Here is a 12021-nt window from a genome sequence, read left to right on the forward strand (position 1 = left end):
GGGCTCGACTCGCACCGTCCGTACGCTACCGCACAGACCCATCTTTTTTTAAGGTCAAGATCGCACCATGCAACTTCATTCCATCACTTACACGTCCGTGGCTTCTTATGCGTTGAGCAAGGCCGATTTAGAGCATTTGCTCAGTACCGCACGCAAGCGCAATTTGGAGCAGCACATCACCGGCGTCTTGCTGTATGTGGAGGGGCGCTTTATGCAGTATTTGGAAGGCCCTAAAGCTGGCTTGGAGGTGGTCTTGCCGTACATCAAATCCTCGCCCATGCATCACCACCTAGACTTCCAGAGTATGAAAGCGATGGACGTTCGTGCGTATGAGGCGTGGTCGATGGCCTATGTCACGCCAGACGACCCTACCGCCGCGCCGACTTTGTCGAGCGACATGACGCAATTTTTGAATCAAACCAGTCGCCAGGTTTTGGACTGACTTTTTGACTGACGGGGTTGTATGCCTTTAAGTGGCCGTGAGCTGCGGCAACAGTCGGTCGTATTCGTGTTTGATCACGCCGTAGCATTCACAGGTATGGGCTTCAAGCCCTGCGCGGTCTTGCACGAACAAGTGGCCTCGTGTGTAACGGATCAGCCCCTCTTCTTGCAAACTGCCCGCCGCTTTGGTGATGCCTTCACGGCGCACGCCCAAGGCTTGGGCGATGGACTCATGCGTCACGATGAGTTCGGTTTCGCTCACGCGGTCTAGGTTCAACAGCAGCCAACGGCTCAGCTGCTGCAAGATGGTGTGATGCCGGTTGCACACGGCGATTTGCGACATTTGCGTGATGATCGCCTGTGTGTAGCGCAACATCAAATGCATCACAGCCGGCGAGCGGTGGAAGGCTTGTTTGATGAATGCGGTGCGGAGTTTGTAGCTGTGCCCAGCGCGCTGCACAACGCCACGACTCAAGGTGCTTTCGCCGCCCATGAACACAGAAATGCCCACCATGCCTTCATGACCCGTCATGGCTATTTCGGTACTGCCGCCGTCTTCCAAAATGTGCATCAGAGAAATGACGGCGGTCGTTGGGAAAAAGACGTGCGTCATGCAGGTCCCCGACTCGTACAACACCTGTCCCGCGACAAGCTGCACGTTTTGGAGTTCGGACTGCCACGCGTTGAGCTCGTCTTGCGGTAGCGCAGCCAACAAATGGTTGAGGCTTTGTTGTTCAGGCTCGAACATTTTTCACCTTTGATTTTTTTGTTGATTTAGGTAACCTTATCAGTTAACGCATGCAGGATGGCAGGTGAGTCGGCGATTTTTCTGATCTGACCGGATTCTGTGATCATTGCGTGGCGGTCAATTCCTTCGATCGGGCGAAGGGGCAGGTTAGTCTTAAATCCTGTGCTATACTTCAATCTATCCAAGCGGCTGTAGCTCAGCTGGATAGAGTACTTGGCTACGAACCAAGGGGTCGTGGGTTCGATTCCTGCCAGCCGCACCAAATTGAACAAGGGTTTACATCTTCGGATGTAAACCCTTTTTCTTTGTCCTTTCAACGTTTGCCATGGATGGGCGTCATCCACGCAGGGCGATTGCTTTAAGTGACCGTTTCTTTTTGTGTTTTCCTCTTTAATATGGACCTGCCTCATTGGCACCATGTTCAACGGAGACACCCCCATGAAGTTCACACGCCTTATTTCTGCATTCTTTGGTTTGGCCGCGGTCTTGACGGCTCAGGCGCAACAGGGTTACCCGAATCGGCCCGTCAAAATCATCGTGCCATTTGCGGCCAGCGGTCCAGCTGACAATTACGCACGCTTTATGGCGCAACGCTTGCAAGACGCGCTGGGCCAGGCCTTTGTGGTGGATAACCGCCCAGGCGCAGGCTCCATCATTGGGACTGATGCGGTGGCCAAGTCGCCTGCCGATGGCTACACCTTGCTGATGATGTCCAACACGCAAACGGTCAACGAGTCGCTGATTCCGAACAAGCCGTTCAATTTGCTCAAAGACTTTGCGCCCATCGCCCCCGTCAACTATTCCGACTTGGTGTTGGTGGTCCATCCCAAATTGCAAGTCAACACCTTGCCTGAATTGATCAAGCTCGCGCGTGCCAATCCGGGCAAGCTCAACTACGCGTCTTCTGGCAACGGCACGCCCTACCACATGGCGGGCGAGTTGTTCAAATACATGGCGAACGTTGACATGACGCACATCCCGTACAAAGGCAGTGCAGCCGCGCGCACCGACGTGTTGTCTGGCCAAGTGGACATGATGTTTGATGCGGTCACCACCATGTCTGAAAACATCAAGGCGGGCAAGGTGCGTGGCTTGGCCACGACGGGCAGAGCACGTTCCTCGGTGATGCCAGAGCTGCCAACCGCCAACGATGACGGATTGCCCAAATACGAAGCCGTCATTTGGTTGGGGCTGATGGCACCGGCGGGCACGCCTGAGGCCATCGTCACGCGCTTGAACACCGAGATCAACAAAATTGTGAACAACCCTGACGTCAAAGCCACCTGGGCCAAGCAGGGTGCGGTGCCCATGTCGATGTCGGTGCCTGCTTTCACCAAGTACGTGGCGGAAGACGTGGCCAAGTGGGCCAACATCGTTAAAGTTTCAGGTGCCAAAGCGGATTGAGCACCATGGCAGAGTTACGTTTTGAGCTGAACGGTCAGCCTCAATGGGTGCAGGCCAACGACAACGACGTGTTGCTCGATGTGTTGCGCCACACCTGTCAGCTCAAAGCCACGCGTTTTGGGTGTGGTTTGTCGCAATGCGGCGCGTGTCATGTGATGGTTGATGACCACGCCGTCCCCGCATGCAGCACCCCGATGTGGGCGGTGGCAGGCAAACGCGTGGTGACGGTCGAGGGCTTGGGCACACCTGAGCAACCGCATGCCTTGCAAACCGCATTTGCCAACGTTCAAGCGGCGCAATGCGGCTACTGCAGCAGCGGTATGTTGATGACTGCAGCAGCTTTGCTTCACACCACGCCTCAGCCCACACCTGAGCAAGTGCGTGCCGCCTTGCAGGGCAACTTATGCCGCTGCGGCGCCCACAACCGCATCGTGCGTGCGGTGTGCCAAGCGGCTGATGCGATGGGCGCTGTATGACCGCCCCCAATTCAACACCCTCTGTGCTGCCCGGCAGCTTGCAGACCAACCGCCGCTTGTCGCAGTGGCTGACTTTCTTGCCCGATGGGCGGGTGCAGGTGAAGTCTGGCAAGGTGGAGATTGGCCAAGGCATCTTGCACGCCTTGGTGCAAATTGCGGCGCAAGAGTTGGGCTTGCCCGTGCAAGCCGTGGAGGCTTTGCCGGCCAGCACCGCCTTCAGCCCCAACGAAGCCGTGACCTCGGGCAGCTTATCGGTTCAAGACTCTGGCACAGCGGTGCGGCACGCTTGCCGTCAAGCGCGGGCTTTGTTTGTGGCTCATGTGGCCGAGAAATTTGGACTGCTGGCATCTGACATTCAGGTGGTGGACGGCGTTTTCATGCACGGCTCGCGGTCCTTGTGTGGTTACGGCGATGTGTGCGGGGACGTCAGCCTAGACCGAGAGGCCTTGCCCGAAAGCGCTTTGAGTGTCAATTTGGGGGGGGTGACCGATACACCGCTGCGCCCCGATTTGTGGCGCAAGTTTTTAGGTCACACCGATTTCATCCAAGACCTTGAGTGGCCTGGCCTGTTGCACGGTCGCATGGTGCGACCGCCCAATCTACAGTCCGCCTTGAATGAGACGGCTTGGGCGCAAGCTGCCCAGCGCGCGCAAGCCATGCCCAACGTGCAAGGCGTTTACCGTGACGGTTTGCAAATTGGCGTGCTGGCACACACCGAAACTGCGGCAACCCAAGCCGCCGATCAGCTGATTGCCGATTTGGCCGAGGCAAAGGCGTGGACCACGCCCGCTGTGTTGCCCGACGCCGAGCACTTGCAAGATTGGTTGCGCCAAAGTCACTTACAAACCAGCACCGTGCATGCCGCCGACGATGGGTGGGCCAAGGCTCAAGCGCAAACCGTTCAAACCCTCCAAGCTGACTACAACCGAGGCTATGTGCAGCATGCGTCCATGTCGCCCTCTTGTGCATTGGCACATTGGCAAGGTGATGCCTTGCAGGTGTGGAGCCATTCGCAAGGTATTTTTAATCTACGTCGCGACTTGGCGCTGGCATTGGCCTGCACCCCCGAACAAGTGACGGTGCAGCATGTGCAAGGTGCGGGTTGCTACGGCCACAACGGCGCCGACGACGTGGCCTTTGATGCGGCGTGGTTGGCGCGCTTCGCCAACGGTCAGCCTGTGCGCGTGCTTTGGTCGCGTCATGACGAAATGGCTTGGTCGCCCTTGGGGCCGGCCATGAGCGTGCGTTTACAGGCGGGGCTGGACGCACAGAACGGCCTGAGTTTTTGGCAGCACACGGTGTGGAGTCAAGGCCACGGCACGCGCCCTGGCCGCCAACCCACGCCCGCGTTGCTGGGCAGCTGGCTAACGGCAAATCCCTTTCCTGTGTTGATGGCCGAGAACGCCGCCATGAGCGTGGGCGGTGGTTCGGAGCGCAACGCCGTGCCACCTTACACATTGCCAGCGCTGGAAGTGGTCAACCATCGTGTGATGGACATGCCCATGCGTGTGTCTGCTTTGCGTGCCTTGGGAGCGCATGTGAACGTGTTTGCGGCCGAGTCGTTCATGGACGAGGTCGCGTTTGCCGCAGGCCAAGACCCCCTTGCGCTGCGCTTGGCGTATTTGCAAGACCCACGCGCACGCGCTGTGCTGGAGCAAGCTGCGGCTGTGTCGAATTGGGCGCAACGTGATGCCGCCAAACACGCAGCCACGTCGACGGATGGCGAGTGGGGTCTCGGCTTGGCATTTGCCCGTTACAAAAATACAGGCGCTTACTGCGCCGTGGTGGCCGAAGTGGTGGTGGCCGAGCGCGTGCACCTTAAGCGGTTGTGGGTGGTTGCTGATGTGGGCCATGTGGTCGATGCGGACGGTGCCAGCAATCAACTCGAAGGCGGGGCCATTCAAGCCGCGAGTTGGACGCTGTTAGAAACCGCCAAATTTGACCGCCAACGCCTGCTCAGCGTCGACTGGGAGCAGTACCCCATTCTTCGTTTTGACGATGTGCCCGAGGTGTCGGTCTCTCTGATTGATACGGGTGAGCACGCGTCGTTGGGGGCGGGTGAAGCCTCGCTGGGCCCGTGTGCCGCTGCGATTGGCAATGCCGTTTTTCATGCCTTGGGCGTGCGGGTGCGCGATATGCCCATGACGCCCGAACAAATTGTCAAAGCCATCGATGCCGTCGATCGCGAGACACCCCCTGTTTTTTGAACCTAGGAATTGAGATGAAACTTTGTATTTTGAGCGGCGGTGCTGCCGCCGGTTTGGTCAACCCGTTGAAGGCAGACTTTGAAGCGGCCCATGCATGCCAGCTGCACAGCACCTTCAGTGCCGTGGGCGCGATGAAAGAAAAATTGCTGGCAGGTGAGCCATGTGATGTGCTGATCTTGACGCAGTCCTTGATCGAAGGTTTGATCGCCTCGGGTCATGTCCGTGCGGGCAGCTTGGCGGCGTTGGGTGTGGTGAAAACAGGCATTGCCGTCAAGGCAGGGGCCGCACGTCCAGCGATTCAAACCCGTGCCGATTTGCAAGCCGCATTTCGCGCAGCAGAAGGCATTTACTTTCCCGATCCCAAGCTGGCCACTGCCGGCATTCACTTCTTCAAAGTGCTGCAAACCTTGGGCTTGGATGTCGAGCTGGCCGAGCGCTTTCGCACCTTCCCCAATGGCGCAACAGCCATGGCGGCCATGGCCAAAGACACCGGTGCCAACTTGATCGGCTGCACCCAAGTGACCGAAATCAAATACACCGCGGGCATTGATTTGATTGGTTTGCTGCCGCAAGAGTTTGAATTGGCCACGGTATACGCCTTGGGTATTCCTACAACGGCGCAGCAACCGGCCTTGGCGCAGCAGTTGGCCGATTTGTTGGCGGGCTCCACAACGCGCCAGTTGCGCTTAGACGGCGGATTCGAGTTGCACGACTAAAATTCGCGTCATGAAACACCCTGCCTCTTCCTCATTCGCCGCCATTGCTTTGGGCTTCAGTGCCGCGTTGTTGTCGGGCTGTGCCACACCGGTGGCCAAACCTGCCTTTTACCCGAACGCGCATTACCAGCGCATGGGCCCTGCACAAGCGCAGGCCGATGCGCAAGGGTGTTCCGACATGGCGCGTCAATCTGAAGTGGGTGCTGTCAACAAGATCGACGCCGGTCGTGCGGCTGCAGCGGGTGCTGCGGGCGTGGGTACGGCGGGTGTCGTGGGTTCGTTACTCAGCGGCCAAAAACCGGATTTGAAAAGCATTGCCGCGGGTGCAGCTGCAATTGGTGCGGGTGGTGCGGCTGCCACTGCAGCAGGGCAGTCGGTGGGTGGCAGCGGGTTGTATCGCCAATTTGTGCAGCAATGTTTGGCTGAGCGCGGCTACCAAGTCATTGGCTGGCATTGAGCGGCTGACCCCGCATGAGCACGCAGTCCGCCCAAGGGCAAGACGCTGACGACGAAGACAGCACACTGCCCCCCATTCCGCCAGGCAGCAAAAACTACATCACACCCGAGGGCTACGCCGTGTTGCGTGCTGAGTTGTTTGAGTTGATGGACAACGAACGCCCACGCATGGTGGAGATCGTGCATTGGGCCGCCAGCAACGGCGACCGCTCAGAAAACGGCGACTACCACTACGGCAAAAAACGTTTGCGCGAGATCGATCGTCGCATTCGTTTTTTGACCAAACGCTTAGAGATTGCCGAGGTGACTGACCCGAGCGTGCACCACGGGCGTGACCAAGTCTTTTTTGGTGCCACCGTCACGTACGTCGACGAGGTGGACATCGAGCGCACGGTCACCATTTTGGGCATCGACGAAGCCGACAGCCTGAAAGGGCAGGTGACCTGGGTGTCCCCTATTGCCCGTGCCTTGCTCAAAGCGCGTGAAGGCGACGTGGTGAAGCTGGTCACCCCAATAGGGGTGCAAGAGGTGGAAGTTTTAGACGTCCGCTATCCAGAGCCCAAGGCGCTGTGATCAGCCGCTGACTTAATGTTCGCGCTCGACGCCAGACATCACGCGTTGGGCTTGCAGCACCGCAGGGACGCGACGTAAATTACGCAACACCAGGTCCAAGTGCTGCACATCGCGCACTGCAAACACAAAGCGCAAATCGGTGGCTTCTTGGCCGCTCACTTCATCGGCCATGTTGACCATGGTGATGTCGGCTTCGGCGTTGGTGATGGTGGAGGCCACGCGTGCCAGCACGCCTTTGCCGTTACTCACGGTCACCACCACGCCCACTTCAAAGGCGCGAGTGGGCTCTTCTGCCCACTCGACGGCGATGAAGCGTTCGCTGTCTTTGTGCTTCAGTCGTTGGGCTACGCCGCATTGTTCGGTGTGCACCACCAAGCCTTCGCCACGGCCTAGGTAACCCAAAATGGGGTCGCCCGGAATGGGGCGGCAACACGGTGCGTACTGCACCGAGGCGTTCTCGCTGCCGTCGACGATGACACTGCCCTGCGATAGGTTTTCGTGCGCAGTAAATCGTTCACGGCTCATCAACAACGCGTCGGGCTTGAGACCAATTTCCGTCAACAAGACCGCCAAACGCTTGGCCACAATGCTGGCCACGCGCTTGCCCAAGCCGATGTCGATCAGCAATTCGGCTTGCGTTTTGCTGCCGGTGAAGCGCAGCAGTTTGTCCCACAAGCCGGCGTGTGCTTCGTCCAGCGCCGGCATTTGTTCAATGCCTTCAGCGCGCAAGGATTGGGCCAAGAGCTTTTCACCCAAGTGTTGTGACTCCGCATGCGCCATGGTTTTCAAATGGTGGCGAATCTTTGAGCGCGCGCGACCCGTGCGCACAAAGCCCAACCACGCGGGGTTAGGTGCGGCTACGCTGGAAGTGACCACTTCGACCACATCGCCATTGCGTAGCTCGGTGCGCAGTGGCACCTGCTCGCCATTGACCTTGGCGGCCATGGTTCGGTCGCCCACATCGCTGTGGACGGCGTAGGCAAAGTCAACCACCGTGGCGCCGCGTGGCATGGCCATGATGCGGCTTTTGGGGGTGAACACATACACCGCATCGGGAAACAGGTCGACCTTGACATGGTCCCAAAACTCCGTGGCATCACGCGTTTCGTCTTGAATGTCCAGCAGCGACTGCAGCCACTTGTTGCCCAAGTTTTGACCGGGCTCGTTGTCTGAGCCTTTGTCTTTGTAAAGCCAGTGCGCCGCAACACCGGTCTCTGCGACCAAATGCATGGCCTCGGTGCGCATTTGAAATTCAACGTTCAAACCCGAGGGGCCCACCAGCGTGGTGTGCAGCGACTGATAGCCATTGAGTTTGGCAATTGCAATGTGGTCCTTGAACTTGCCTGGGACTGGCTTGTAAGTTTGGTGCAACACCCCCAATGCGGTGTAGCAGTCGACCACTTTGGGCAAGATGAGTCGAAAGCCGTAGATGTCGGTCACTTGCGCAAAGCTCAGGTGCTTGCTGTCCATTTTTTTGTAAATGGAATACAGGGTTTTTTCACGACCCGAAATACGTACATTCAAACCCGCTTTGGCAAATTCTGCGTCCACTTCTTGATGCACTTTTTGCATCAAGTCGCGGCGTCGATGGCGGGCTTTTTGCACCGCTTTGCTGAGCACTTGGTGGCGCCAAGGCCAGAGGTGTTCAAACGAAAGTTCTTGCAATTCGCGGTAAGTTTGATTTAACCCTAAGCGGTGTGCAATGGGCGCGTATATCTCTAGGGTTTCGTTGGAGATGCGTCCCCATTTGGCGCGCGGCATGTCGCCCATGGTGCGCATGTTGTGGCTGCGATCGGCTAACTTAATCAGGATGACGCGCACATCGCGCGCCATGGCCAGCAGCATTTTGCGAAATGACTCGGCTTGGTTTTCTTCTCGGGTGTTGAACTCCAGCTTGTCGAGCTTGGTCAAGCCATCGACCAGATCAGCCACTTGGATGCCAAATCGTTCTATCAAATCGGCCTTGGTGATGCCGCAGTCTTCCATTGCGTCGTGCAGCAGGGCGGCAGACAGGGCTTGCGCATCAAGTTTCCATTCGGCGCATTGCGCAGCGACGGCAATCGGATGGGTGATGTAGGGCTCACCGCTGTTGCGCATTTGCCCCAAATGGGCCTCGTCTGCGTAGCGGTAGGCGCGCCGCACCATGTCCAAGCCTTCAGCGTTCAAGTAGCTGAGTTTTTCTGTCAATGCAGCAAAGCTCGCCGCGGCTGCGTTGGCGGCGGCAGGGCTGACCACCGCTTTGGTGGAAGGCTTGGTCAATGGCTTAGAAGAGGGCTTGGCAGCAAACATGAACCACACTTTACCCGCAATGAAAAAAGCACCGAATCATCGGTGCTTTTTTGAGAAATCAAGTGATGGCTTGGATCAATTAACCTGGAACTTTTTTCAGCATTTCGATCCCGACTTGACCCGCTGCGATTTCACGCAGAGCAGTCACGCATGGCTTGTTTTTGCTTTCGACCTTAGCCGTGTGGCCTTGGCTGAGCATGCGAGCGCGGTACGTGGCGCAAAGCACCAACTGAAAGCGGTTAGGGATCTGCTCGAGACAGTCTTCAACAGTGATGCGGGCCATGTGTGTACTCCAGAATTCAGGTGATGTTCAGGGCTTGAAAGATATCAGCCCGAGCCCGGCGCTGAGCCAGGTATTTGAGTCGCTGTGCATGCACGATCGCTTTCAGGTCGAACAAGGCAGTCTCAAACAATTCATTGATTATAACGTAGTCAAATTCTTTGGCCTGTGCCATCTCATCGGCCGCGTTTTGCAGGCGCAAGTCGATGATCTCGGGGGCGTCTTCACCCCGGTTGTGCAGGCGGGACTTGAGCTCTTCCCAGCTGGGCGGCAAGATGAAAATCAGCACCGCATTCGCAAACAGCTTTTTAACCTGAATGGCACCTTGGAAGTCGATTTCCAAAATCACATCGGCGCCTTGGGCAATGCGGTCTTCAATGGCTTTGCGCGAGGTGCCGTAACGCTGGCCGTGCACATTGGCCCATTCCAAAAAGGAGTTGGCGGCCACCATTTGGTCAAACTCGGGGACCGACACGAAGAAATATTCGCGCCCGTGTTTTTCTTGTCCGCGTGGCTGGCGGGTGGTGTGAGACACCGAGGGCCGCACTTTGGCATCGAGCTCCATCAGTGCTTTTACGAGGCTTGATTTGCCAGCCCCACTGGGGGCTGCGACCACAAAGAGGTTGCCTGGAAAGTTGTCCATTATTCGAGGTTCTGTACTTGTTCGCGGAGTTGTTCGATCAACACTTTCATGTCCACCGAAATACGGGTCATTTCCATCGTGGCCGACTTGGAGCCCAAGGTGTTGGCCTCGCGGTGCAGCTCTTGAATCAAAAAGTCGAGGCGCTTGCCCACACCCTCGGCCTTGCCGCCTTTGGCCAGCAAGTCGTCCATTTCGTCAAAGTGCGACACCAAGCGCGTCAGCTCTTCGGCCACGTCAATGCGAATGGCAAACGCGGTGGCTTCGGTCAAGGCACGGTCTTGCGCGGCTTCGGGCAGTGTGTTTCCTTCTGCTAACGCCATAGCGTCGCGCCAACGTTCTAAGAATTTCAAGCGCTGTTGTTCGACCAACTGCGGCACCAGCGGTGCGGCTTGTTGGGCCAGCACGCGCAACTGGCTCAAGCGGTCACGCAGCGTTTGTGCCAGACGCTTGCCTTCGCGTTCACGGCCTTCGCTGAGTTGCTTCAAGGTGGTTTTTGTCAGTTTGAGCAGGCTGGGGCCAATGTCAGCAGGGGCGGATGGTTGGGCCGTGGTCAGTCGCAGCACATCGGCCACTGAAAGTGAGTTGGCTTTGGGCAACCACGCTTGTACGGTGTCTTGCAAGGATGAGAGTCGTTGCAGCAGCGCCGGTGTGGGGGCTGCAAATTCGTTACTGGCCGTGCTTTCGAGGTTGGCGCGCACTTCGACTTTGCCGCGCTTGAGGTGCTGGGTGATCAACTCGCGCACCGCTGCTTCGTGTGGGCGCAGCTCCTCGGGCATCTTGAAGGTCAGGTCTAGAAACCGGCTGTTGACTGAGCGTATTTCAAGTCCCAAGCGCAGGGCCGGCCCCGTGGGGGCGGTGTCGACCGATTCGCGAGGCAGCTCGGTTTGCGCGCTGGCATAACCTGTCATGCTGTAAATGGGCATGTGTGATGTTCTTTTGGCAAAGACAGCATTATCTCAGGGTGAATGTGACATACCGACACCGTCCACCGATTGGTCGACAATTGCCGTTTTACCGAACCCTACAACGCTTGATTCAAAGCCATCAAAAAATGTCCACCACCTTGCCCGCTTCTCGCCATACCCGTGCCGCCGACCAACTGCGCCCCGTGCGCATCACCCGCAACTTCACCATGCATGCCGAAGGCTCTGTACTCATTGAGTTTGGCCACACCAAAGTGCTGTGCACCGCATCGGTGGAAGAAAAAGTGCCGGGTCACAAAAAAGGCTCGGGCGAAGGCTGGGTCACCGCCGAATACGGCATGTTGCCCCGCGCTACCCACACCCGCAGCGACCGCGAAGCCGCGCGCGGCAAGCAGTCGGGCCGCACCCAAGAAATTCAGCGCCTCATTGGCCGCTCGATGCGCGCTGTGTTTGACCTGAAGAAGCTGGGCGAGCGCACCATCCATTTGGACTGCGACGTGTTGCAAGCCGACGGCGGTACACGCACCGCCAGCATCACCGGCGCGTTTGTGGCCGCACAAGACGCAGTGAGCAAGCTCATTGCTGCAGGCAAGCTCACCGAGAGTCCCATCACCCAAGGCATTGCCGCGATTTCGGTGGGCATGTTGGGCGATTTGCCTTTGCTCGATTTGGAATACACCGAAGACTCCAGCTGCGACACCGACATGAACGTGGTCATGACCAGCGCTGGCCACTATGTGGAAGTGCAGGGCACCGCCGAAGGCCTGCCCTTCACCCGCGACCAAATGAACGCCTTGTTGGCCTTGGCCGAAAAAGGCGTGCGCGAACTGATTGCCATGCAGCAAGAAGCCTTGCAGTCTTGATT

The 12021-nt window shown here is 57.7% G+C and carries 13 protein-coding genes and 1 tRNA gene; 9 read left to right on the top strand and 5 right to left on the bottom strand.

The genetic code is table 11. The features are described 5' to 3' along the window. Positions 1-67 precede the first annotated feature (67 nt). On the top strand, positions 68-442 hold the full coding sequence (locus B9Z42_RS06285; protein WP_100132498.1) for a BLUF domain-containing protein: 375 nt from the start codon (positions 68-70) through the stop codon (positions 440-442). A 27-nt stretch (positions 443-469) separates the two neighbouring features. On the opposite strand, the gene B9Z42_RS06290 is transcribed toward B9Z42_RS06285, so the two are convergent. Further along, positions 470-1189: a Crp/Fnr family transcriptional regulator gene (locus B9Z42_RS06290; RefSeq protein WP_100132499.1), complete on the bottom strand. Its 720-nt coding sequence runs from the start codon at positions 1187-1189 to the stop codon at positions 470-472. A gap of 185 nt (positions 1190-1374) precedes the next feature. Here B9Z42_RS06290 and B9Z42_RS06295 point away from each other — a divergent pair. The 7 genes from B9Z42_RS06295 (at position 1375) to greB (ending at position 7021) form a co-directional block, all read left to right on the top strand. Beyond that, positions 1375-1451 (top strand) — tRNA-Arg (locus B9Z42_RS06295). Between the two features lie 176 nt (positions 1452-1627). Then, positions 1628-2593, top strand: a complete 966-nt coding sequence (locus tag B9Z42_RS06300) for a tripartite tricarboxylate transporter substrate binding protein (RefSeq protein ID WP_100132770.1) — start codon at positions 1628-1630, stop codon at positions 2591-2593. A gap of 5 nt (positions 2594-2598) precedes the next feature. Continuing rightward, positions 2599-3069: a (2Fe-2S)-binding protein gene (locus B9Z42_RS06305; protein ID WP_100132771.1), complete on the top strand. Its 471-nt coding sequence runs from the start codon at positions 2599-2601 to the stop codon at positions 3067-3069. Then, the gene (locus tag B9Z42_RS06310) at positions 3066-5276 is read left to right on the top strand and encodes a xanthine dehydrogenase family protein molybdopterin-binding subunit (RefSeq protein WP_100132500.1); all 2211 of its coding nucleotides are present in this window, start codon (positions 3066-3068) and stop codon (positions 5274-5276) included. Before B9Z42_RS06305 ends, B9Z42_RS06310 begins: the two co-directional genes overlap by 4 nt. 14 nt (positions 5277-5290) lie before the next feature. Continuing rightward, positions 5291-5992 carry a substrate-binding domain-containing protein gene (locus B9Z42_RS06315; protein ID WP_100132501.1) on the top strand — a complete coding sequence of 234 codons (702 nt, stop codon included), beginning with the start codon at positions 5291-5293 and terminating at the stop codon, positions 5990-5992. A gap of 10 nt (positions 5993-6002) precedes the next feature. Then, positions 6003-6449 carry a glycine zipper family protein gene (locus tag B9Z42_RS06320; protein ID WP_100132502.1) on the top strand — a complete coding sequence of 149 codons (447 nt, stop codon included), beginning with the start codon at positions 6003-6005 and terminating at the stop codon, positions 6447-6449. A 14-nt stretch (positions 6450-6463) separates the two neighbouring features. Further along, complete coding sequence (gene greB, locus B9Z42_RS06325) at positions 6464-7021, top strand: transcription elongation factor GreB (protein WP_100132503.1); 558 nt, start codon at positions 6464-6466, stop codon at positions 7019-7021. Between the two features lie 12 nt (positions 7022-7033). On the opposite strand, the gene B9Z42_RS06330 is transcribed toward greB, so the two are convergent. From B9Z42_RS06330 to B9Z42_RS06345, 4 genes are all read right to left on the bottom strand, one after another. Next, positions 7034-9310 (bottom strand): bifunctional (p)ppGpp synthetase/guanosine-3',5'-bis(diphosphate) 3'-pyrophosphohydrolase, encoded by a 2277-nt coding sequence (locus B9Z42_RS06330; RefSeq protein WP_100132504.1) that lies wholly within the window; start codon positions 9308-9310, stop codon positions 7034-7036. A gap of 79 nt (positions 9311-9389) precedes the next feature. Continuing rightward, on the bottom strand, positions 9390-9593 hold the full coding sequence (gene rpoZ, locus B9Z42_RS06335; protein ID WP_100132505.1) for a DNA-directed RNA polymerase subunit omega: 204 nt from the start codon (positions 9591-9593) through the stop codon (positions 9390-9392). 16 nt (positions 9594-9609) lie between these two features. Next, the gene (gene gmk, locus B9Z42_RS06340; protein WP_100132506.1) at positions 9610-10233 is read right to left on the bottom strand and encodes a guanylate kinase; all 624 of its coding nucleotides are present in this window, start codon (positions 10231-10233) and stop codon (positions 9610-9612) included. After that, a complete protein-coding gene (locus B9Z42_RS06345; protein WP_100132507.1) occupies positions 10233-11156 on the bottom strand; it encodes a YicC/YloC family endoribonuclease in 924 nt (307 codons plus the stop codon). Before B9Z42_RS06345 ends, gmk begins: the two co-directional genes overlap by 1 nt. Positions 11157-11284: 128 nt before the next feature. On the opposite strand from B9Z42_RS06345, the gene rph reads away from it, so the two are divergent. After that, positions 11285-12019 carry a ribonuclease PH gene (gene rph, locus B9Z42_RS06350; RefSeq protein ID WP_100132772.1) on the top strand — a complete coding sequence of 245 codons (735 nt, stop codon included), beginning with the start codon at positions 11285-11287 and terminating at the stop codon, positions 12017-12019. Positions 12020-12021: the final 2 nt, after the last annotated feature.

The sequence above is a fragment of the Limnohabitans sp. B9-3 genome (genome assembly GCF_002778325.1).
GTDB classification, from domain to species: domain Bacteria; phylum Pseudomonadota; class Gammaproteobacteria; order Burkholderiales; family Burkholderiaceae_C; genus Limnohabitans; species Limnohabitans kasalickyi.